Here is a 24,731-nt window from a genome sequence, read left to right as displayed (position 1 = left end):
ACAGGTTTGTGGTTGAATACCAGCAACATTTCCAGGCTTACGATTAACATGAATTATTTGAACGACATACAACACTTTATCGAGAATAAACCCGCCCTTTCTATTGCTGTTAACCTCCTGGTGTTGATTGTCGCGGGCCTGGTAGCCCATCTGGTATGCAAATTTTTTGTGGTCAGAGTGGTGCGTAAAGTGTTCTTCAGCAGTCACAAGAATCAGGTGCCGCTGGATAAAGATGTCAGATTGTCTGAAAAACTATCCAATTTTATTCCGGTCATCACGGTCTACTTCCTGTTGCAGTTTATGCCGGACCTGCCCGAGCACCTGTTAATCGCCATAAAAACCATTTGCGGCATTTTATTTATGGTTTATCTGTCGCTGTTTTTTAATGAAGTACTGGAGATTGTGAACATCTCCTATGTCAAAAAATCAAAACGTAAAAATCATTCAATCAAGGGCTATATTCAGGTCGGTAAGATTCTGGTCCACATTATCTCTGCGATAATGATCCTGGCCATTATGTCGAATAAGTCGCCAGCCATTATCATCTCCAGTCTGGGTGCCGTGGCAGCGGTTCTGATGCTGGTCTTTCAGCACACCTTGTTATCACTGGTGGCGAATATTCAGCTCTCATCGAATGACGTGCTACAGCTTGGCGACTGGATTGAGCTGCCCGCGAATAATATCAGTGGCGAGGTCATTGATATTGCGCTGCACACCATCACCATTCGTAACTGGGACAATACACTTTCGCGTGTGCCCACAAAAACCTTTCTGACCGAAACGTACACCAACTGGCAGGCAATGTTTTCCTCCGGTGCACGACGCATTATGCGGAGTTTCTACCTTGATCAAACGTCAATACGCTTTGTAGATCATGCCATGCTGGAGCCGATGGTCCAGGTCCGCGGCATCAGCGAACAACTGTCAAAGCTGATGGATGGTCGGGAACTGAGCGCGGTTGGTGACCGTTGGTTTGTTGAAAACGGCATGACTAACCTGATGGTCTTTCGTCACTATCTTACTGCCTGGCTGACACAGCGGGAGGATATCCACAAAGACATGTATATCGTGGTGAGATCGCTGAAACCGTCAGCCGAAGGCTTACCGATTGAGATCTACTGCTTTACCTCCTCCGTACTCTGGGTGGACTATGAAAATACGCAGTCGGCAATCTTTGAATATATCTATGCAATCGCTAACGTTTTTTCATTACGTATTTATCAGCGTCCATCCGGCAGCGATCTCAGTTTTCTGTCGCAGGGGCCTGTCCGGTCAGCAACTGAAAGTGAACCCCAACCGTGAAAGCGGAAAACGCAGAACAGATAGCATGGCAGTGAGCGGATAGTGAGTCGGGCCACGCTGAGGCGGTTTCCCTCTGGCTTGCCAGAAAAAGGCCTGAAAGGGAGATTCAGGAAAAAAGTCATTGGGTTAACGTGACATGCAAAGTGTTTGTGGCTTCACAAAACGGGCAAATATGACAGCCATTCATGAAATTGAAACAATTTGTAATAAAAATAACTTGTTCTGTTTCTTCCTGAAATCGAGGATACAGATATGGTCATCAAAGCTAAGAACCTGAAGGATGCAGAAGACTTACTGCATTCAGGCATCAGTAAGGTGGAGCTGGCATACGACATCGGTTGTGACGATTTCTTCCGTCTGGCAAGTCAGTGGTGCGATCGCGGTGCGCGCATCAGTAAAGGCCAACACCACTTTGTCGTGTCCCTGAAAAACTTTGCCATCCCACCCAATGATTGATTATCTCAAGCGACCAACCCACCGTTGTTGGCTCTGGCACTGTCAGGCCTGAGTGGAAGCTGAAAACGCCAACCCAACATTGAAAAGCCGCTGATTTGAGCGGCTTTATCTTTTGTCTTATTTCCGTTAATCGTCGATGCGCCGGCAACGGCTGCCACGCGTCTACAAGCCGGTATCGGTAAGCTTTATCGCATCCTGCGTGGCCCGCTCGCGCTCACTGTCGGTTAACTCATACAGCCTGCCATCGCGCATCTCCAGCAGACGATCGGCATGAATGAAGTAGTGATCATCATGGCTGATTGCAAAGACGGTTTTGCCCGCCGCCTGCAACGCAGGCAGCAGTTCGCGGTAAAACACCCGGCGGAAATGCGGGTCCTGATCGGCGGCCCACTCATCCAGCAGCAAGACGTCGCGTTGTTCCGCCACCGCCAACAGTAACGCCAGTCTTTTGCTCTGCCCCTTCGACAGTTGCAGATTAAGTATCTTATTCCCCTCAATCTTCAGCTTGTCCTGCATTTTTAGCTTTTCAAGCCATAGCTGGACACGGGCAGGCGAAGCCGGTTCGCCCTGACTGTCAATCAGGCGATCAAACAGGTGCACATCGGTAAAGACGGCTGAAAAATGCTGCCGCCAGGCATCCCGGTCGCCAGCATCGACCGGCTGACCGTCGATCACCAGACAACCGGACTGGGGCTGATACAGACCTGTCAGCAGCATCGCCAGCGTCGACTTACCGCTGCCGTTACCGCCAATCAAAAACACCAGTTCGCCACGACGAAGCGTCAGGTTGATCGGCCCCACCCGAAACCCGTTTTCACCGTAATGAAAGGTGACGTCGCGCAACTCAAGCGTTTGCCACGGAGTTGTTGCTGCGGGGACAGGAAAATCAGGTTGATAAGGTGCAAGTTCAAACAGCGCGAGTTTGCGAAAGGCCACCTGCGCGCTGAGCAATGTCGGCAAGGCCCCTACCGCCGACAGCAGCGGCGTGCGCAGAAACAGCAGCGTCAGGGAAAACGTTGCTGCGACAGCCGTATTCGCCCAGCCCAGACTGTTTGCCATGAAAAAGACCATGCCGATGGCACCCAGCGTCATGATATTGGACCAGTTGACGGCACTGAGGTGGAAAGTATCGGCGCGCACAATGTGGTGCCGGTAAGCGCGGGCATCCTGCTGATAAACCGTGTCATAAATCAGTCGGGCACGCGCGCGGTTAAGCTGCAGCTCTTTACGTCCTTCAATCACCGTCTGGTAGTCACGGTAAAGGTTGTCTTCAACTTCACGCAGTTTCGCCATGTGCTGATAAACCCGGGAAACCAGCATCCAGCCGCCCACCAACGTCACAGCCAGCCAGCCGCTGGTCACCAGCAACATTTTCGGCGACAGCCAGGCAAGATAGAGCGTTGAACCCAGCGTGATAATGATGCCCTGAATCAGCTCCGGCAGACGCACAAACGCAAGGGTAATGGCCCGGATATCGCTGGTTAATCCTGCCAGCAGTTGCGCACTGCCTGTTTGCTCGATGCGCTCCACGCGTGTATCCAGAATACGTTTGATAAATTCGCCGCGCAGCCGCCAGACAAACTGATGCCCCAGCCAGGTCAGCGACAGCTGTGAGGCCAGGGTCACCGCCATCAGCAGCGCGACCTGAGCCAGAAAAGCCGGCAACACGCTTAGCGAGGTATTCACCGCAACAATCATCTGGCTGTTAATAAACGCAATCATGCCTAATCCCAATGCCGCACTCAGCAGGGTGAGCAAAATCACACCAATAAACGGCCAGCGATACTGATTAAAAACAACCTGTAACAACGCCATAAAACCTTACCCGGCAATCCAGTGAGCCTGCAGTGTAAAGTGATGGCAAATGATAGCAATAGTTATTCGCACTAACTTGCGCACGTTAAAACGCCCGGCGAAATGTCAGGTTATAGCGGAACGCGCCAGTCAGCGGATGAATACCGGCTTTCAGCGGCAATATTCCATGGTAACGCAGGCGAGACGGGCCGCCCCAGACCACCACATCGCCGTGTTCAAGTAGCACCCGCTGCGCCTGATCGCTGCGTTCAAAACCACCAAACTGAAATACAGCAGGCAACCCCAGCGACACAGAAACGATCGGCTGACGCAGATCCTTCTCGTCTTTATCCTGATGCAAAGTCAGTTTTGCCCCAGGTTCATAGCGGTTGATCAGGCAGGCATCCGGATTAAACGCCGGAAAGCCCGCCTCTTCTGCCGCCTGACGGGCCAGTAGCCGGAACGTCTCCGGCATCGCAGGCCACTGGCGTTGATGTGTGCTGTCCTGCTCACTGTAACGGTAGCCGCGCGCATCCGTGGACCAGCCAAAATCACCACAGTTGGTCATGGCGACGGACATGCGGTGTCCTCCCGGCGTAATACGGTGTTCAAACGGATTGCTCTTCGCAATCGTCATGATCGCCTCATACAGTGCATCGGCCTGATCGCGGGCACGTCGCCGCAATATCACGGCGCCGTCCGCCAGCGGTTCCTGCCAGGGTGAAGCGTCACTAAACAGATCCAGCATGCGTTTCTCTCTGTCAGTCAGATGGAATAATGAAAGAGGTAAATTGTGGCGACATCCAGCTCACAAATTTGTCCCCTTCCTTCGTAATCAGGTACACCGCCAGCTTCTCTTTCAGAGCCAGCGCTTTGGCTTTTTCTGTGCCTAGCACCATAAGCCCGGTATCCCAGCCGTCGGCTTCCATCGCGGTCGTGGCAATCACGGTTGCCGAAACCAGCTTGTGATCGACAGGCCGGCCTGTGGCCGGATCAATAATGTGGGAGAGGCGTTTACCGTCCAGTTCATAATAGTTGCGATAGCTCCCCGACGTACTGATCCCATGGCCCTGCAGATCGACTCTGGCCTGAACCGCATTTTCTCTGTCAGTCGGTTTTTGAATCGCAACCCGCCACGGCTGGTTCTGTGCATTCATTCCACGGGATAAGACGGCTCCCCCGACCGACACCAGATAGTTATTGATGCCTTCCTGCTCCATCAGGCGAGCCAGATGATCGGTGGCAAATCCTTCGCCCATAGTGGAGAGGTCGACATACAAGCCTGGCAGATCTTTCTGCAGCCATTGTCCGTTGCTGCCCTGTATGACGCGCAAATGCTGTAAGCCGGTCAACGCTCTGGCCGCAGCAATCTGTTGATCATCGGGAATATGCACGGGCTGTTTATCCGGCCCAAACCCCCATAAATTCACCAGCGGTCCCACCGTAATATCCATGGCACCTGCTGTTTTTTTACCGATACGTAAAGCCATCGTCACAATATCAGCCATGTTTTCACTCACCGGCTGCGGCGTGGTGGCGCGGCTCTGATTAAAGCGAGAGAGCACGGAGGTAGCCTTCCAGGTTGAAAGTTCGGCATCGTCGGCATCCAGTTGTTGCTGAATGCGCTGCTGCAGATCGGCTTTACGCGTTTCATCCACGCCCGCCAGGCTCACCCGCCACACCGTTCCCATCGTTTTCCCTTCCAGCACCATTCCGTCTTTGGTTTTTGATGCGGGATGATCACATCCTGCTACCAGCAGGACCGCCGCCACTAACAGCAGATTAATCTTACTTCTCATCATTATTCATCCATAACGGGCGTTTTATGCCTGTTTCAAAGCATAAACATTAAGTAAATTAAATTAAAACTGGTTGATAAAGCTGAGTGAGTCGCACAGACTGGATCGTTCTCCTCAATACTGAGGGCGTAAGCATAAGGAGCAACAGATGATTTATATAATCCTTGCCGTTGCGCTGGGCCTGTTCGTTATTGGCAGTTATAAAACCTGGCAACAACGCCGTCACCGCCACATGGTTACGACTTATCTGCGCCGTCGTTGATCACGTCTGCACCATCAAAGGTCATTCTCTTCCCCTGAATCGCCGGCCATTGTAGCAAAACGGGCGAGATGTCCGTGGCTATGAGAGCGGTCGGACTGGCATGAATCCTGCACGTGTAATGCTATCTGCGTTGCCGGGAGAGAGAGGATGGAAAAGCCAGAAATCGGAATGACGGCGTTACAACGCTGGTTGAGTTACGCCGCGTTTACCTTGTCAGGTGTGGCGTTTGAAGGGGCGAGATACGGCAACGTTCTTGTGCCGTCAGACGAAAACCATCCGCCAGCCTCGGTGGGTGAGGAATAACGCAGGGAGCGCATAGCGCTCCCTGCTTTTATCAGAACTGGTAAACCAGTCCTACGCCCACCACATCGTCGGTATTGATACCGGCCGCTTTGGTAAAGTCATTATCGTCCAGCAGGTTGATTTTATAATCAACATAGGTCGACATGTTTTTGTTGAAGTAGTAAGTCGCCCCTACGTCGACGTATTTCTTCAGATTTTGTTTGCCCCAGTTCTGGACATCAGTACCGCGTGAGTTGATGTACGCCAGAGACGGACGCAGACCGAAATCAAACTGGTACTGCGCCACCAGTTCCCAGTTGTCGGCTTTATCGGCGTATCCGTAAGCGGTGTTCGCCTGGTTGCCGCTGGTGCTGTCGCCAAAGCTGATGGCGTTATAGGCGCGCGTGTACATCGCGGCCAGGTAAATATTGTTGGCGTCGTATTTCAGGCCACCGGTATAGGCTGCAGCTTTATCACCGCGTCCCAGAATGCCTGGCGCATTGCCATTTTGGTTATTAGTACGATCGGACTGGAAGGTCGCGGCACCGATGCCGAAGCCCGATCCCAGATCGTACGTGGTGCTCAGGCCCCAGCCGTCGCCGTTCTCACCCAACACATCACGACCGCCTGACTTTTCAGTGGGGTTATCGTTCTTGCCTTGATACTGAACCGCAAAGTTCCAACCATCGACCAGTCCGAAGAAGCCGTTGTTACGGTAGGTTGCCATGCCGTTACCGCGCTGGAACATAAAGTTATCCGCGCCATAGGTATCGCCACCGAATTCAGGCAGCACGTCTGTCCACGCGCCAATGTCGTAAGCGACACCGTAGTTACGGCCATAGTCGAATGAGCCCGCATCGCCGAATTTTAACCCGGCAAAGCCAACACGGGTATAGCTGTCAGCTGTTCCCTGGGCTTCTGAATTGTTGAGCGCGGCCTGGTATTCCCACTGGCCGTAGCCGCTCAGTTGATCGGTAACCTGGGTTTCACCCTTGAAGCCAAAACGCACATACGACTGATCGCCATTGCTACTGTCGTTGTCCGAGAAATAGTGCAGGCCGTCTACCTTGCCAAATAAATCTAATTTATTGCCGTCTTTATTATAGATTTCAGCCGCATTTGCCGATCCTGCCGCTGCGAGTAAAGCCGGGATCGCCAGGGAGAGAATGTGACGCTTCATTTTATTACCCTCTGTTATGTGCCTTTTATATTTGCCACTGCTGACCGATGATAAATCGGTTGAAGGCCCATTGTTATTTCAACAAGCGTAATAATCCATCGCTAAAATGATACGAAATTTCAGAAAGTGTTTCTTTAACTGTAAAATTTATTTCAGGATATGAATATTACGGAACTAATTAGCCGCACGGAGTGATAAAAAATAAAGCACAAATTGATAATCCCTTACTTAATAATAGTTATTCCTATGATTTTAGTGGGAATATTCCTAAGCACTCAATGATAAAACATCTTTCCCATAATCCCTATAATTACACCCGCTATCATCATTTATTTCTTATCTTCATTCACCCCCGAATGATTTCTTAAATGCTAATTAAGCGCCGGGCATATTGCCCGGCTTTTTTTTGCCTGCTGTTCAGTGTCTGGTCAGCTGTGCGGAAAATAGCACCGCTAAGTGCTGAATTATTCGTCACTTATGCCGCTTCGCCCTCGCCAAATTAACCCTCACCTCTTACAAAGTTTCCCCTGTATTTTATCACGGACCGAAACCAGCTAGGTTACCGGTCCGGTTCCACGCCTTATTAACGTTCACGCATCGATTCTTTAACCTTATTCAACGGCTTAAGCAAATAATCCATGACAGATTTCTGCCCTGTCTTGATCTCTACATTCGCCACCATGCCCGGCACAATGGGGAAGCGTCGTCCGGCCCGGTTTGTCAGCTCCGCTTTTTGTGTGCGGACATAAACACGGTAATAAAACTGATCGCGCTTAACCTCATCCTGCAAGGTATCCGGCGAGACCGTTTCCACCACGCCCGGCAGGTCACCGTAGATGGAAGAGTCATAGGCGGTCACTTTCACCACGGCTGGCAGGCCGGGCCGAATATAGGCGATATCACGAGGATTGATACGGGTTTCGATTAGCAGTTGATCTTCCAGCGGCACGATTTCCATCATCTTACCGCCCGGTTCGAGCACACCACCGACCGTGGTGACCTGGATATCCTTCACGATACCCCGAACGGGTGAAGTGAGCGTGGCACGCGTCAGCAGGTCTTCTTTGCCTGCGGCAACCTGCAGTTGGGCATCCAGTTCCGCATTGTTTTTTACCTGCTCTTCATGGGCACGGACCAGATAATCGTTACGTGCCTCATCAATTTTACCGCGCAGATCGCTGACCTGACGGCGCAGGCGAATGACTTCTACCTGCCCTGCGGCGCCCTTCGCCACCAGCGGTTCCGTTAAACGCAGCTCATCCTGAACCAGCCGTAAAGACTGTTGCAGGTTGCTGATCGTCTCTGTCAGGTTACGGCGACGTGATTCGTACAACTGCTTCTCACGCGCCACCAGTTGCGGCTCTTTTAGCGTCTCTGCGCTGAAGGTGAGCGGTGTACCAGACAGCTCTGCGCTCAGTCGCTCAGACGAAGCGCGCAGCGTCCTCACCCGTGCCTGCACTTCACCAAAGTTAGACTGAAAACGGGTGGGATCCAGAGTGGCCAGAATCTGGCCTTTTTCGACGATATCGCCCTCATGCACGTTAAGCTGCTTCACGATGCCGCCGTCCAGACTGTCAATTACCTGCGCACGGGTTGACGGCGTCACTTTTCCGGTGCCGACCGTGACTTCATCAAGAATGGCGAAATGCGCCCAGATCAGAAAAAGCACCAGCGCGGCGGTGCACAACCAGATGATGGTGGATGTGCGTCGCTCATGTTTGGCCAAATCTTTGTCTAACATGACGATGCTCATGCTGCACCTCCCTGGCCGGCATCCGTGGTCGCGCGCCGCAGAATCTGCTCTTTTGTCCCGTCCGCAATGATGCGGCCGTTTTCCATCACCACGATACGATCAACCATCTTCAACAGTGCGGGACGGTGCGTGACCAGGATTAACGTTCGTCCGCTGATCCAACTCTGCATCTGGCGGATCACATGATCTTCAAGTTGCTCATCCATCGAGGCGGTGGGTTCATCCAGCAGCACAACCTGTGGCTGGCGCAGAATCATCCGGCTGAGCATAATCATCTGGCGCTGTCCGCCCGACAGCCCACGGCCACCTTCATTAATAATGCGATCCAGACTGGCCGCATCCTGCTGAACCAGCGACAACGCACCGCTGATACGCAGCGCCTGCAGCATCTCCTGTTCACTGGCGTGTGGATTCCCCAGCAGCAGATTCTGACGTAACGTGCCGAAGAACAGTCGCGAATCATGAGAAAGCCAGCCGAGCTGACGGCGGAGATCCGTGGGGTCGATTTGCGCCATATCCACGCCATCGACCAGCACTTTCCCCTGCGTGGCCTGTGCCTGACCGGCCAGAATTTTCAGCAGGGTGGATTTACCTGCACCGACCTTGCCCAGAATGGCGATTTTTTCACCGGGCCTGATGGTTAACTGCTGCACGTTGAGTACGTTCTTTTCGTTCTCTTCATCATAGGTGTAATGCACGTTGCGCAATTCATAGTGCCCGGTCAGCGTCGGACAGTGGGCCAGTGTCGCGGTCTCAGGTTTATCGAGTGGTTTTTTCAGTAGCTCATCCAGCCCTTTCATTGCGGTTTTCGCATGCTGCCAGCGGGAAAAGACCATGGTGAGTTGCATCAGTGGCGCGATGGTGCGCGAGGAAAGCAGGCTACAGGCGACCAGCGTCCCGGTCGTGATTTGTGCGTCCAGCACCAGATAGACCCCAAAGACCAGCATGCCCGCATAGGTCAGCTGCTGCACGGTCGATGCCCAGCCCGTGAGTCTGGCCCCCCACAGGCGTTGCTGATTACCGATTGACGCACTGACCTCATGCGTTTGCTCCCATTGGCGTTGAAAATACGGCTCTGCCTGCAATGCCTTGATGTCTTCAATGCCTTCGATGGTCTCGACCAGCACCGCATTACGCAGTGCCCCTTCACGTAAGCCAGCTTTCGCCAGCCGGGCCATAGGAAACTGTACCAGCAGGCCTGGGATAATAATGAGGGGAATGGCGGCCAGCGGAATCAGGACCAGCCAGCCGCCAATAAACGACATAATAAACAGGAAGAGAATGACAAAAGGTAAATCTGCCGCCGCGCCGACGGTCGTGGAGGTCAGTAACTCGCGCACCTGATCGATCTCGCGCAGTTGCGAGATAAAAGAGCCGGTTGATTTAGGTCGGGATTCGTTACGAATATTCATCGCCCGGGCAAACAGCATGGCAGAGACTTTCAGGTCAATGCGTTTCCCCATCAGATCGGATACCTGCGTGCGCATCAGACGAATCAAATATTCAATGGCGGCGGCAATCAGCACGCCCACAAACAGCACCCACAACGTAGCTTCGGACTGCGCAGGAATGACCCTGTCGTAGACCTGCATGGAAAACAGAATCCCGGCCAGCGCCAGAACATTACTGATGATCGATGCCAGGGAAATCTCAGCAATACGGCGGCCCATGCCCCGAAAGTTTTTCCAGAACCAGTGCGGCTCATAGGGCTGAACAAACTCATCAATGCGGGCATCCCGCCCACGAGCGGCAACGCCAATAACGCCCACATCCCCTTGTGTACGCGAAAGCAGGCCCGCCAGCTCACCTTCGCGAATCACGTCACCGCCTTCGCTGAGCCAGTAACGTGCGCTTCCCTCCCCATCAATGCCTTCCAGCACCGCCACGCTATGGTTTTCCATAACCAGCACGACAGGCGTGATGTCCTGGCGCCAGCGCAGTTTGTTGGGGGACACCATGGTCAGGTGCAGGCCGAGCAAACCGCAAAGCCGTTCAAGTTGCTGTTCAGCAGGGAGATGTTCGAACCAGCGCATCTGCTGACGCAGCGTTTTGCCATCGGCAGGCTTGCCGAAACGCGCCGCCACACGCAACATCGCGGCAATCCAGTTTTCCGTCTTCAGGTTTTGTACACTCATTATTCACGCCTTTTAGTGCAGACTGGCTATTGCAGCGAAGGAAGAAGATCGCCACTGTTTTTCTGGCGGTCGATGCCCATGATATCGAGCAGGTTGTCAACGGCGGCCGCATAGCGGACGGTGGCATCCCAGCCGTCGTAGAGGGCGATGATGCGGGAACTGTCGGCCTGAAAGACATCCTGCTCAACGCTGAGCAGATCGTTCAGGCTACGTTTGCTGAGCCGGTATTCATCGGCGTAAACATTGCGCGTGTGCTCCGCGCTGGCCAGTTGCACTTCCCCCGCCTGCTGGCGTTGCTGGGCGCCAATCATATCGGCGTAAGCCGTGGAGGCGCTTTGATTAATGGCCAGTTTGGCTTGCTGCACCGCCGCCTGTGCGGCCAGACGCTCACCCTCGGCGGCCTGCGTTTTGGCATTGACCAGCCCGCCCTGATAGAGCGGCGCCTCAACCTGGAGCTGCACTTCGTCGTCCCAGTATGAGCGTTGATCGTTTTCATAACGCGTCCGGCCCGCCTGCACTTTGATACTGGGCCAGTGGCCAGACTGGGCCTGCCTTACCCGCTCACGCGCGGCTTCCTGCTTAGACTGCGCGCTGCGCACCGAAGCGCTGTTTTCATAGGCAATACGATCAAGAGTGACCTGCTGCCTGAGCAGCGCCTGAGGAAGTTCAGGCAGCGTCGCCGGTACCACGCCGGTCAAGACCGTAAGCTGGGCTTTGGCCGAGCGAAGCTGTGCCAGATACTGTTCACGAGTCGCCTGCATCGCAGCAATGCGGGTTTCCGCCTGCAATACATCGGACTGAGAATTGAGACCGGCATCCGCCCGCATTTTGGCAATTTCGCGAACGTGCTCAAGCGACGCGATGTTTGTCTGGGCCGTCATGGCAAGTGACTGATAGCGTTTGACCTCAAGATAGGCCTGTAACGTATCTTTCGCGGCCTGCGTCATGGCATCGAACAGGCCAAAGCGATATGCCTCTGAAAGGGCATGCTGTTCATCGATGGCGCCGTTGGTGCGGCCAAAATCGTACAGGAGCTGACTGAGCATAATGCCGCCAGAGCCGTTGTTGTTCAGACTGCCGGAGGAATCCGTCTGATGTGAGCGCCCCGCTGCGCCCTGAAGCGATATCTGGGGATACCAGGCGCTCTGGGCCGCACTGAGATCCCCTTCCCCTACGTAAATCTGAGCGGCCGCTTCCGAAATCTTCGGATTGCGGGCAAACGCGCGCAGAATCGCCTCACGCAGGGTTAAGGTTGCCACCTGTTCTTCACTGGGCGCGGCACGCCAGTTAAATTCGGCTTCGGGTAAAGGCGCAGCCAGGGCTGCAGGGAGTACCATGCCATTTAAGGCACAACAGATCAGGACCAGACGCGCGTTCTTCATTCTTCATACCAACAGGGCTGTTTATCATCGTTAGAGGATTACCTGGTGATTTGGGGCGTAAAAAACAGCAATGCGACAGCAGAACACGCACTTTATTGTTAATTTAATTTATGTTTTTGAAAGCCTACCGCTAAGCGCGCGTTAATATTAATAGTATAAATTGGCGAGAGGTTCATGATAAAAATCGCCAGTTATCAAATATATCGTCTGAAAGCTGTTTTTTTAGCCAAATTTAATCCCAAAAAGTCATTAGCATAAGTAAACATCCTACCAGTTAATAAAGTTAAGGAATTACTCTATCCGTTGATGGACGAGGCGTCAGGACTGGGCGTGACGTTATATACCGCTTTATCCCGTGCCAGTCCTCCGCCTGGATGATGGATGACCGACACGCACTATCGAATGCGGCGCATTAACTGCGGTACGGTCAGTTAAAACGGATTAAAAAAGCGGGTGCTTGCGCACCCGCTGTGTTCTGCGTGTAACCATCAAACTGCACCGTTTAGACGATGGCGACCTGCAGGTTATGCTGGACCAGCACATCACCCAGCGTATTGTCATTGGCAAGCGCCGAATTATGGTAGACCTCATAGGCCTGGCCATTCAGCATACGCTCACCACTGATTTCCCAAACGCCACCATCGCTATTGACCAGCGTGACCTGACTGCCGTCTGCGCCTTTAATCATCAAATCATCGCTCTGGTTGTCTGTAAGCGTAAGCGCCTCATTCAGATCAAGTTTGACCGAATTGGTGCCACTTTTACCCAGATCGAGAATTTCAATGTTTTCGACTTTCAGGCCAAGCGCAGTCAGATCCAGCGTGATGTGATCACCGCCCAGCACCAGGGTATCGGTACCGGCACCGCCATCAATATGGCTGAAATTCAGATCGTTGACGGTCACGGTATCGGCACCACTGCTGCCGCTTACCGTCGCCCCTTCAATCTGTCTGCCATCTTCCAGCGTAATCACCACCCCACCAATACTGTAAGCCTCCTCCGTTATGGGGGTTTCAGGCACGACAACGGCTTGCTCCGCGACATTCACCGACTCGGTACTGCTGGTCGGCACCACCGTATCGGCTTCCGTGGTCAGTGTAGAGACGGCATGGAGCGCCGGTGCTGTTTCCTCGCCAGACTGACTGTGATGCTGCGTTTCCAGACTGGCCGCCGTAACACTTTCGTCCGACACCGCGAAGGTGGCAAACGACTCCGCCGACAGCGTGGTCGTGGCAGGCAACAATGACCCCAGCAACAGCGTGTTTGTGGTGGTAAAGCTGTTACCGGCCACATCCGTAATGGTCACTTTCGCCAGCGTATTCACTGACAGCAAGAGTCCCCCTACAGAAAGCAGTGACGAGGCAAAATTAGCCGAGTAACGTCCCAGAGCATCGGTAGTCGTATTGATGGTTGGCCCGTTACTGCCGTTCGCCAGCAGCAGCGTCACGCTGACTCTGGAACCCTGGGCTGCGTTCAGCGATCCGCCCTGCACCGTCAAACCCGTCAACAGTGCGGTCACGACGCTGAGCACCGGATCCACCCCGACGACAGGCTGGTTGTGCGACAACGCGGTAAAGGCACTGGTCGTCGTGGTGCTGTTACCGCCGATATCCGTGACAGTGACCGCGACCGAATGGCTGCCGTCCGATATGCCTTTCAGTGTGGCTGACGGTACGCTAACGCTCCAGGTGCCGTTTGCGCCTACAGTGGTGGTCAGAATATTACCTGCCACGTTAACGGTTACGCGCCCGCCGACAGCATTACTGCTGGTGCCGCTGATGGTTTCAGCAATATTGGATTCAGAGATGTTCAGATAACCATCACCGCCAAAGTAGCTGTTCACACCAACGGTCGGCGTACTGCGGCTGGCGACGCCCAGCGAAGCAGACGCGCTGCCGCTGTTGCCGATACCATTGGTGACGCTGGCGGTAACGGTATAGAGTCCGTCCGCAATCGCCGCCAGGTTTGTTGCGGAGATCGGCAGGCTCCAGGTCCCGTTACTGTTTACCGACGTGGTAAAGGTCTGGGTACCGATGGTGACCTGCACCAGCGATCCTTCCGCGTTAGTGGCCGTCCCGCTAATCGTCTGCGTGGTTTTCACATCTGCGACGCTCAGCGCGTTGTCACCAAACAGGGAGGTAATGGTTAACGCCGGCGCACTGTTACTGATGACGCTCAGGTTGCCCGAACCGGACACGGTATTACCGTTAAGGTCGGTCCCTGTCACGGCAACAGTTTTCGTACCATCGCTGATGCTCAGCAGATCTGCCTTCGGTACGCTGATCGTCCACCCACCGCCGCTCACCACTTTGGTGGAGTAGGTCACGCCGTTTAACGTGGCGCTGACGGTTGCGCCCGCTGACAGTGACGACGACCCACTGATGGTCTGATTAGTTGAAAGGTCTGCGGCGCTCAGGACACCGTCGCCAAACACCGTATTGACCGTCAGAGTTGGCTGCGTCACGGCCAGCTGCACGCCTGCGCTGGTGGAGGTGGTGTTACCGACCGCATCCGTTACCGATGCACTGACCGTAAAGTTGCCGCCAAGCAATGTCGAAAGAACTGCCGGGCTTAACGAAGCAGAGAACGTGCCGTCCGCATTCACCACCGCCGTCGCCGTGGTGTTGCCAATCGCCAGGCGCACGGTGCTGCCCGCCGCCACGCCGGTTGCGGTCCCCGTAATGGTCTGCGTCACGAGCGACTCGGCAATATTAAGCACACCGTCGCCAAACAGCGGGTTCAGCGTCACTTTCGGCAAATTGTTAATGCCTACGGTCGCCGTGGCCGAGCTGCTACTGGTATTGCCTGCGGCATCGGTGACGCTGACGCCTACAGTGAGCGTGCCGTCGGACAAGCCTTTCAGCAAAGTCGGCGTTAAGCCGAGGCTGAAGTTGCCGCTGGCATCGGTGACGGTCACGAGCTGCTGCCCCGCAATCGTCACAACCACGCGAGATCCGGCTTCCGCCCCGGTTACCGCGCCGCTAATCGTCTGCCCCGCCAGGGCATCAGCTACATTCAGCAACGTATCCCCAAACAGCGGATTGAGGGTGATGGTTGGTACCACGGTATCGACGCGAATGCCCGCGCTGGTCGAGGCCGTATTCCCGGCAGCATCGGTAACCGTTGCCCCGATGGTGAGGTTGCCCTGCGCCAGCGTGCCGAGGATATCTGGCGTCACCGTTGCGGAGAAGGTGCCGTTCGCTCCCACCACTGCGTTAATCTGCGAGGCGCCTACCGTAAGCGTGACTGTCGAACCTACTGCGACGTTGTTGACCACGCCGCTGAGCGTCTGACTGGTCGCAATGTCGGCCAGGTTAAGCACACCATCACCGAACAGTGAGGTCAGACTGATAGTCGGCGTCTGGGTGAAAATGCCAATGGTGGTACTGTTGCTGGCCACGTTGCCGACAGCATCAATCACGCTGACGCCCAGTGTCTGGTTACCCGCCGTCAGCGCCGTCAGGTCGGCAGCAGGCAGCGTCAGACTCCAGCTTCCATTGGTGCCCACTGCAGTGGTGTAGGTGCGGGTGCCTAACGTCACCGTCACCTGCGATCCCGCTGCCGCATTTTCGATCGTACCGCCAATCTGTTGGTTGACGGCCGCTTCGGCAATATTCAGCAAGTTGTCGCCACCAAACAGGCCGGTCAGGGTTCCCACAACGGGTACGGCATCGACAATGGCCGTCACGGTTTCCCCCACGGTACGGACGTTGCCCGCAGCATCTGTCAGGGTGACGTCCAGCGCCAGCTGACCATCACTGATCAAACCCAGTACATTCGGTGGAACCACAATGGCCCATTTGCCATCCTGTCCGACCGCGCTGGTCAGCGTTGTGCCACCAATCGTGACCGCGACGGTCGCGCCCACGCCGGCCGATGTGGCCGTGCCGGTAATGGTCTGTGCAATCGTGGTATCGATAGCACTGAGTGTGCCGTCACCAAACACAGAGTCGACCACCAGATTTAACGCCGCGTTCACCACCTTGTTGACGGTGATCGTCGCATCGGTTTGGTTGCCTGCAACATCGCTGACGCGAAGACCAAAGACCAGCGGACCATCGTTAAGGCTGGCCAGCACGTCAGGCGTTAAGTCAATGCTCCAGGCACCGTCAGCACCGATAACCGCCGTAGCGATCGGCGCACCATCACCCACGAACAGGGAAATGGTTTGGCCCTCTTCTGCGCCCGTTGTGCGACCGGTCAGGACCTGACTGGTTGTGATATCGGCTGCATTAATCAGGTTGTCGCCCAGGAAGGCGTCAGTCTGAATCAATGGTGCGGTCGTATCTACAGTCACGGTGCGGTCGACGGAAGTCACGTTGCCCGCAGCATCGCTGAGCTGGGCATTGATGACCGTTTGACCCTCGGCGAGTGCCTGCATATCACTGGCCGGTACGCTGGTTGACCAGGTGCCGTCAGTCTGCACGACGGCGGTGTAGGTTTTGCCGTTGAGCGTCACCGTTACTGCGCGGCCCGCCTCACTGGTGTCCGAGGTACCGCTAATGGTCTGGCGTACCTGAGTTTCGCCGTCGTTAATGACATTGTCACCCGCAAAGTCATTGATAGTGAGTGACGGCGGTGTCAGATCCAACTGCACGGTGCCAGTGGCCGTGACGGTTTCCGAACCATTGGTCGCGTTGACCGTAATGGTGACCGGCCCGTCGGTGGTGCCGAAATCGGCGACGGACAGCGCTCCCGTCGTCCAGTTGCCGTTCGCATCCAGCGTGGTGGCGTAAGGGGTCCCGTTGATGACAATGCTGACCTCGCCGGTAGCACCCAGGTTTTGCGATGTTCCGCTCAGCACGACACCATTTGCCTGATCGACCGTACTGATGATGTTGTCACCCGATACGGTGCCCAGCGTGACCAGCGGTCCCGGCGGTGGCGTCAGATCAACCGGAACTGACAGTTCCTGCGTCACCGGGTTACCGGCCTGATCGCTGACGGTCAGCGTCAGTGTGGTAGTCGGCTGCGTAAAGTCACGCATTTGTTCAGGCGTCAGTGTGAGGCTCCAGCTTCCGTCTGCCCCAACGATGCCCGTGCCCAGCACCGTACCCGCAAGGGAAACGGTCAACGAAGTCCCGATTTCAGCCCCTGTTACTACGCCACTCAGCACCTGCGGCTGAACACTTTCGGCGTAATCCAGTCCGTCATCCCCTGCAAAGGCCACCGTGGTGATCACAGGTGCGGTAGTATCAATGGTCAGCGTCTCTGTAAGGGTGGCACTGTTGCCAGCCGCATCCGTCGCGACCACAGAAAGACTGTAATTTCCGTCGGTATAACCTTGCAGATCGGCTGTGCTCAGGGCTAATGTCCAGCTGCCATCTGCCTGTACCACCGCATCGAAGCTTGTCCCTCCTAAGGTGACCACAACCGTCTGCCCTTCACCGGGTTCCCCTGTGCTACCGGTCAGGGTGACGCCATTCGCGACATCCGCTGAATTAATAAAACCGTCACGTGCGAGCGGGGCCACGGTTGGCACCGGTGTCGTCAGATCGGCCGTGAAGTTAAACTGGGCAGTACCCGGGTTGCCGGTAGCATCAACGACGTTAACGGTGACGGTATACGGACCGCTCACTAACGAATTTAACGCATTAGGCGGAATCGTCACGCTCCAGTTGCCATCGTTATCGACCGTGCCGGTATAGCTGATGCCGTCCAGATTCACGATAATGCTGACGGCCTGATTTGCGCCGCTGCTGCCCGTCGTTCCCGTCAGCGTGACGCCAGCGGCGGCCTCACTGATGCTCAGCACATTGTCGCCACCAAACTGTGTGGCCGCAAAAGTCGGCACGGGCGCCGTCACCGCGGTCACCACGTTTAATGTGGTGTTGTCGGTGTTCCCCGCACTATCGGCTGCACTCACCGTAATGACATGGCTACCGTTAGGAATTTGCGCCATCTGATCCGGGGTCAGCGTGAGCGACCAGCTTCCGTCATTCTGCACGACCGCATTCAGCGGTTCGTCATTGTTGAAGCCGCTGATCACCACCGTAACGGTTTGCCCCGCGCCACTGATGCCGGTGGTACCGGTCAGGGTTTGGTCCTGTGTCGCCTCAGTGGCATTCAGCGCACCATCGCCAAACGGCAGATTGAGACTCACATTCGGCAGCGTTTGCACAGCGACAATGATGTTGTCAACGGTGCTGGCCGTATTGCCATTGACGTCGGTGACGGTGATCGTCACCGGCCAGGTCCCATCCGGCAGCGTTTGCAGGACGCTCGCGGGCAGGTCCAGTGACCAGGTGCCGTCGCCGTTAATGGCAGCCGCATAGAGCGTCCCGTTGACCGTAACGGTCACGGCGGCGGCGTTATCATTATTCAGATCGCCACTCAGGCTACCGCCAGCCTGCGCCTCGGCCGCGTTAATGCGTCCATCGCCAAACGGCGTATCAAGCGTAGGCGCGGCAATCGGTGCGGTTGCCGTCGTGAAATCCTGTGTGGTCGTCACCGAGGTATTGCCTGCCCGATCGGTCGTCACGATACTCAGGGTATGGCTGCCATCGGCCAGCCCCGCCATGACTTCCGGCGTCAGGCTGGCTGTCCAGTTACCCTGGGCGTCAACGGATACCGTCAGCGGTGTGCCGTCCACAGTCACGTTCACGGTTTGCCCGTCGCTCAGTGGTGTGGTGCCGTTAATCAGCTGTACTGACGCAGCTTCACTGGCATTGATGACGTTGTCGCCAAACAGCGTTTCCGCAACCGTTGGCGTCGCTGGTGGCGTCAGTAAGATCTCAACGCCGACGGATGCTTCTGCCGGATTGCCCGCCACATCACTGGCCGTCACCTGCACCTGCGTCACGCCATCGGGTAAACCGCTGAGCGCGTCCGGTGCCAGACTGAGCGTCCAGATACCGTTGGCAGCGACCGTCGTGGTAAAGGGTTGATCCCCAATTGTGACGGTGATTTCGCTGCCTTCGGCCAGATTGGTGGCTGTGCCCGTCAGCGTCAACGCACCCGCAGCCTCTGCCTGACTCAGCAGGCCATCGCCAAACGGGACGTCCAGCGTCAGGACAGGTACGTTTCTGATCGCCACATCCAGCGTCGTGCTGCTGTCGGTCGCGACGTTACCGCTGGTGTCCGTTGCCGTCACGGTGACAGTCTGAACACCATCAGTCAGCGCTTGCAGATCCGCTGCCGGGATGGCCAGCGTCCAGGCACCGTTTCCGTCGGCCAGGGCGGTGTAACTGATTTGATTTAGCGTCACGCTAATCTGTGCGCCAGGCGCACTGTTACCGGTGACCGTCAGATCCTGGAGCGATTCGGCCTGATTCAGCGACGTGCCTGCGCTCAGGGTAATATCGACCAGCGGTGGCAGGGTCGTTTCGATGGCGACATTATGGCTGGCCTCCGCAGGATTGCCCGCAGCATCATTCGCCGTCACCACAAAGGCTTGTTCTGTCCCGGACGGCAGATCAGCAAGGGCATCGGCGGGCACGGTTACGCGCCAGTTGCCGTTGGCATCAATGGTGGTCGGGTACGCAATACCGTTAACGGTCAGCGTAACAGGCGTCCCTTCTGCCAGTAGCCTGCTGCTGCCCGTCACCTCCAGCGCCGTTCCGGCTTCGGTTGCGTTGATGATGTCGTCCGCTGCCACTACATCTACGCTAAGCGTTGGCTGCGCCGCCTCGCTGGCGATGACAGTGAGGCTGGCAGTGCTGCTGGCAGGATTGCCCGCCGTATCGCTCGCCACCACCACCACAGACAACGCACCATCTGGCAGCGCGCCAGCATCACCCGCAGGAACGGTCACGTTCCAGCTGCCGTCTGCCTGTACGGCACCGGTGTAGCTCTGACCGTTCAGGGTGACAGTCACAACCTGCCCCGCCGTCAGGTTCGTGCTGCCACCGCTGATGGTGAAATCGGCAGCGGCTTCTGCCCGGTTCAGCAAGTTATCGCCGCTGACGGTATCGACTGTCAGCACGGGCAATGACGCGCTGTCGGCGACGCGGGTCAGATTTTGCGTCAGCGTGGTCTGGTTACCCGCCGCATCTGTCAGGGTAATATCCAACGCATACGTGCCATCCGGTAAGCCCTGCATGACGCTGGCAGGAATATTGACCTGCCAGCTTCCATCCTGAAGCACCAGCGTCTGATAAGTCTGGCCTTGTAAGGTCACGGTAACCGTTTGCCCTTCATCAGCCAGCGATGCCGTGCCGGAAACCGGAATGGTCTGCAGCACCTCCACTGCATTGATTTGATTATCTCCGGTAACCGGCGTCAGAGTCAGTTCAGGCGGTGTGAAATCCACGGTGATGTTACTGTCCAGGCTGCCCGTGTTACCCGCCGCGTCAGTCACATTGACGACAATGGGATTGACGCCTTCTGTCAGTGCCTGAAGGACATCACTACCCAGAGTCAGAGACCAGTTACCCTGTGCATCCACTGTCGCGCTGTAATCATTTCCCCCCACGGTCACCGTGACGGTCTGACCTGCGCCAGAAGCGCCGGTGGTGCCGCTGAGTGTCTGGTCAGTCGTGGACTCGATCTGGTTCAGATAACCGTCTGTGAAAGGTGTAACGATACTGATCGGCAGACTGTTCGTTGATACGGTAATCTCGCGGGTTTCTGTCACGCTGTTTCCGGCCAGATCGCTGACGGTCACGGCCAGTGCATAGCTACCTGCGGGAATACCTTCCAGTGCGCCAGCGGGCAATGTAAAGCTCCAGTTGCCTTCGGCGTCAACTGCCGTGGTCCATACCTGATTGTTTAGGGCGATCGTTACCACCTGACCTTCCCCGGCATCACTGCTGCCGCTGAGCACAATCGGTCCGGTGCTCTCGGTCGGGTCGACAACATCATCACCTGTCACCGGATCCAGCGTCAGGCCTGGCGGGGTGAGATCCACCTCGACAGTGCCCGCAACGGAACGGCTGTTACCGGCCGCATCCGTGACCGTCACCGTATAGCCGGTGCTGCCCTCAGTCAGAGCGGTAAGCGCATCAGCAGGCAGCGTAACGCGCCAGTTGCCGTTTGCGTCCACGGTTCCGCTGTAGATATTACCGTTAAAGGTGACGTTAACGGTTTGCCCAACGCCACTCACGCCAGTTGTGCCGTTCAGCGCCTGCGCATTGGTGACATCGTCTGCATTAATCACGCCGCCATCAAAAGCATTAATAACGACAGGGTTGGGTACATTGTTAATGGCCACGTTCAGCGTACCTGAGCTGCTGAGTACGGCCCCCGTGGTATCCGTAGCCGATACGGTCAACGTGGTCGGCCCATCAGTCAGGCTTGCCAGATCGGCAGGTGGGATCACAATGTTCCAGGTTCCGGTGGCTGAAACCGTGCCGGTATACGTGACGCCATTGAACACCAGCGTAACCGTGCTGTCGGGCGCGACATTGACCGTGGTTCCGCTAACAATCAGCGGGTCGGTTGCCTCACCGGCATTCAGATAGTTATCGTCGCTCAAGGGGGCCAGCGCGATACCTGAGGCATTGCTGTTGAGCGTCAGATCCAGACTGCCAGTGGCGGTATTGCCTGCGGCATCACTGACGGCCACGGTGTAACTGGCGCTGCCGTCAGCCAGCGAAGCGAGGACCTCTGCCGGAACAGTCAGTTGCCAGGTGCCATCCCCCAATACTGTGCCGCTGAAAACATCGCTGCCTACAGTGAGGGTGACGGTCTGACCCTGCTCGACATTCGTAGTGGTGCCGGACAGCACCTGACTGACCTGACGCTCTGCGCCATCGACGACATTATCGCCTGCGAAGGGATTCAGGGTTAACGTTGGCAGCGAAGCCGCATCCGCTTTTACCGTCAGGTTACTGGTATTGGTAGAGACGTTACCGGCACTGTCTGTCGCCGTCACCGTTAAGGTATAGCTACCGTCAGACAATCCACTCAACGCAGCATCCGGTACATTCAGCGTCCAGGTGCCATCTGTATTAGCCGTTGTTGTGACGGTTGTACCATTAAACGAGGCGACGATGGTCGCACCGTTTTCACTGGTGCCGGTCAGCACAAGAGGCTGCTGAATTTCCGTGGCGTTGAGTACGCCATCGCCAGAAGGCGTGGCAACCTGCAGCACCGGCGGCACGGTATCCACCGTGACGGAGCCAGAGGCCGTACTGGTGTTGCCGGCAATATCGGTGAGCGTGACGGTATAAGGTACCGTTCCCTGATCCAGCGCAGCGAGGATGCCTGACGGAATGCTCACCTGCCAGTTACCTGCACCATCTACCGTGCCGTTATAGTCAACCCCATTGAAGTTGACGACAACGCCTTGCCCGGCACCGGTCACACCGCTGTTGCCCGTAATCGTGCCGTTGGCCGTGGCTTCAGCGCCATTCAGCACGCCATCACCAAAGGCGACGCCAGCCGTTGCGATCGGCAGATCGGTAGCAAAGACGTTAATATTCGTTGTATTGGTGGCAAGCGTGTTACCACCGGCATCGGTGATAGTGGTAATGACCGGCAGAGCACCGTTTGGCAGTTCAGCCAGCGAACCGGCAGGCAGCGTCACCGTCCAGTTGCCCTGCGCATCGACCGTGCCGGTATAGCTGGTGCCATTAACACTAACGGTCACCTGACTGCCCGCAGGAATGTTGATTGTGGTGCCACTCAACACGACATCGCTGGCCACATCCTCAACATTGAGGTAGTTATTTGTCCCTACAGGCGACAGCGCAACGCTGCTGCCCGTATTGTCCACCGTAAAGGCCAGCTCGGCACTGCTGGTGTTCCCGACGGCGTTTACGACCTCAACGGTCAGCGTCTGCGCACCATTCGGCAAGCCGGACAATGCGGTGGACGGCAGCGTGATTTGCCAGTTACCGTTGGGCTCTACTGTCCCCGTGTAGGTCACGCCATTCAGGGTAACGCTAACCTGTTGTCCCGCCTCAACATTGGTTGTGGTGCCGGTAAGGGTTTGTGGCTGCTGCTGTTCGGCACCATCCAGAATGCCATCGCCAGCAAAACTACCCGAATTAACCGTAATGGTAGGCTGGACTTCTGGTGCCGTCGCGACATTCAGATCGCTGGTGAACGTCGTCTGGCTGCCATTGGCATTCGTCACCGTGACCGTAAACGGATTGCTGCCTGACGGTAATGCAGCGAGATCAGACTGGTCAACTCTCAAAGACCAGCGGCCATTGGAGGCCACCAGCGTCCGGTAAAATCTGCCGTTGAGCGATAGTGTGACCTGATCGCCATTCTGGCCGGTACCATTCAGGATCAGTGGCTGTGTCAGATCGCTGACGCTTAGCGTGTTATCGCCGCCCACGGGATCAACGCCCAGCACAGGTGACTGGGTATCCACCGTGAGGTTATTTGTCTGGGTAACCACGTTGCCAGCCTGATCAACCACACTGACAACCAGTGGGTTATTCCCCTGCGGTAAGGCAGACAGATCGGTGGCAGGAATCGTCGTACTCCAGCTGCCGTCCGTATTAACCGGAACGTTGTAGGTGTTGCCGCCGAGTTGAATCTGTACCTGTTGTCCGTCACCGGTAATGCCGGTATTCCCGCTCAGTACCTGATCGCTGGCGGCGTCCAGATTATTAAGGACACCATCGCTGATCGCGCCGCTGTCGAGGTTAACAGCAGGCAATGTTGTGGCCTGCAGGATCACGTCAGCTGTGCCGGTCACGAGGTTACCGTTAGCATCCACGGTGCTGACGGTAATCGATTTCAGCCCGTCTGCCACGCCGTCAAAAGCGGCTGCAGGCATCGTGACCGACCATAATCCGTCACCATCTACGGTACCGTTGTAATTGACACCGTTAAAGTTAACCGCAATCTGCTGACCCGGTGTCCCACCAAGGAACGCACCCTTAACGATAACGCCCTGGCTGGCCTCCAGCGCATTAATAAAACCATCTCCGCCCAGCGGTTGGGTAATCGTCAGCGATCCCGGCGTCCCCGCTGCGGGTTCAACGATAATGTCCTGGTTGCCCGTCGCGATGTCTCCGGCATTGTTAGCCACGCTGACGGCAATCGTCGTTGTGCCCGCCGCTAATGCGCCCAGCGCTGCCGACGGCACCGTCACGCTCCAGCCGCCGTCCTGGCCCACCGTGGTGGTATAGGTCTGCCCGCCCAGGGTCACGGTCACGGTCTGGCCCGGCTCCACATTGACGGTGGTGCCGGACAGAATCTGATCCGTTGCTTTTTCTGCATTATCCAGCACGTTGTCTCCGGCGAAAGGATCGACGGTCAACGTCGGATCGCCAGGCTGTGTTGCCGGTGCCTCCACAGTGATGGTTTCGGCAGTCGTGGCTGCGGTGCCCGCCGCGTTGCTCACCGTCGCCTCGATGGTCGCCGTGCCCGCCGCCAGCGCCTGCAGCGCCGCCGCCGGCACCGTCACGCTCCAGCTGCCGTCCTGACCCACCGTGGCGGTGTAGGTCTGCCCGCCCAGCGTCACGGTCACGGTCTGGCCCGGCTCC

Annotated in this window: 12 protein-coding genes; 4 read left to right on the top strand and 8 right to left on the bottom strand. The window is 56.1% G+C overall.

Annotation, left to right across the window (positions count from 1 at the left end):
* Window positions 1-48: 48 nt before the first annotated feature.
* Together RAC60_RS08060 and RAC60_RS08055 are read left to right on the top strand one after the other, a co-directional pair.
* Window positions 49-1,302 (top strand): mechanosensitive ion channel family protein, encoded by a 1,254-nt coding sequence (locus RAC60_RS08060; protein ID WP_375093280.1) that lies wholly within the window; start codon window positions 49-51, stop codon window positions 1,300-1,302.
* A 252-nt stretch (window positions 1,303-1,554) separates the two neighbouring features.
* Window positions 1,555-1,758 (top strand): hypothetical protein, encoded by a 204-nt coding sequence (locus RAC60_RS08055; RefSeq protein WP_006119987.1) that lies wholly within the window; start codon window positions 1,555-1,557, stop codon window positions 1,756-1,758.
* Window positions 1,759-1,920: 162 nt separating this feature from the next.
* Here the strand turns inward: RAC60_RS08055 and RAC60_RS08050 are convergent, their stop codons facing one another.
* From RAC60_RS08050 to apbE, 3 genes are all read right to left on the bottom strand, one after another.
* Window positions 1,921-3,573: a multidrug ABC transporter permease/ATP-binding protein gene (locus RAC60_RS08050; RefSeq protein WP_375093278.1), complete on the bottom strand. Its 1,653-nt coding sequence runs from the start codon at window positions 3,571-3,573 to the stop codon at window positions 1,921-1,923.
* Between the two features lie 85 nt (window positions 3,574-3,658).
* Window positions 3,659-4,300 (bottom strand): DNA oxidative demethylase AlkB, encoded by a 642-nt coding sequence (gene alkB, locus RAC60_RS08045; protein ID WP_039338180.1) that lies wholly within the window; start codon window positions 4,298-4,300, stop codon window positions 3,659-3,661.
* Between the two features lie 13 nt (window positions 4,301-4,313).
* A complete protein-coding gene (apbE, locus tag RAC60_RS08040) occupies window positions 4,314-5,354 on the bottom strand; it encodes an FAD:protein FMN transferase ApbE (protein WP_375093276.1) in 1,041 nt (346 codons plus the stop codon).
* Window positions 5,355-5,499: 145 nt separating this feature from the next.
* Between apbE and RAC60_RS08035 the strand changes: the two genes are divergently transcribed.
* Together RAC60_RS08035 and RAC60_RS08030 are read left to right on the top strand one after the other, a co-directional pair.
* On the top strand, window positions 5,500-5,613 hold the full coding sequence (locus RAC60_RS08035; RefSeq protein ID WP_006119983.1) for a hypothetical protein: 114 nt from the start codon (window positions 5,500-5,502) through the stop codon (window positions 5,611-5,613).
* A gap of 147 nt (window positions 5,614-5,760) precedes the next feature.
* On the top strand, window positions 5,761-5,916 hold the full coding sequence (locus RAC60_RS08030) for a hypothetical protein (RefSeq protein ID WP_006119982.1): 156 nt from the start codon (window positions 5,761-5,763) through the stop codon (window positions 5,914-5,916).
* 31 nt (window positions 5,917-5,947) lie between these two features.
* On the opposite strand, the gene ompC is transcribed toward RAC60_RS08030, so the two are convergent.
* The 5 genes from ompC to RAC60_RS08005 form a co-directional block, all read right to left on the bottom strand.
* Window positions 5,948-7,075, bottom strand: a complete 1,128-nt coding sequence (gene ompC, locus RAC60_RS08025; protein ID WP_375093274.1) for a porin OmpC — start codon at window positions 7,073-7,075, stop codon at window positions 5,948-5,950.
* Window positions 7,076-7,658: 583 nt separating this feature from the next.
* Complete coding sequence (locus RAC60_RS08020) at window positions 7,659-8,828, bottom strand: HlyD family efflux transporter periplasmic adaptor subunit (protein ID WP_033740600.1); 1,170 nt, start codon at window positions 8,826-8,828, stop codon at window positions 7,659-7,661.
* Window positions 8,825-10,963 carry a type I secretion system permease/ATPase gene (locus tag RAC60_RS08015; RefSeq protein WP_054687466.1) on the bottom strand — a complete coding sequence of 713 codons (2,139 nt, stop codon included), beginning with the start codon at window positions 10,961-10,963 and terminating at the stop codon, window positions 8,825-8,827. Before RAC60_RS08015 ends, RAC60_RS08020 begins: the two co-directional genes overlap by 4 nt.
* A 26-nt stretch (window positions 10,964-10,989) precedes the next feature.
* Window positions 10,990-12,345 (bottom strand): TolC family outer membrane protein, encoded by a 1,356-nt coding sequence (locus RAC60_RS08010; protein ID WP_110268200.1) that lies wholly within the window; start codon window positions 12,343-12,345, stop codon window positions 10,990-10,992.
* A gap of 502 nt (window positions 12,346-12,847) precedes the next feature.
* Window positions 12,848-24,731, bottom strand: an 11,884-nt coding sequence (locus RAC60_RS08005; protein WP_375093270.1) for an Ig-like domain-containing protein, incomplete at its 5' end; no start/stop codon positions are given.

Origin of the sequence: Pantoea sp. BR_17 (assembly GCF_041955125.1) — a bacterium.
Classification (GTDB): Bacteria; Pseudomonadota; Gammaproteobacteria; order Enterobacterales; family Enterobacteriaceae; genus Pantoea; species Pantoea stewartii.
This window is presented reverse-complemented; position numbering and strand designations above follow the sequence as displayed.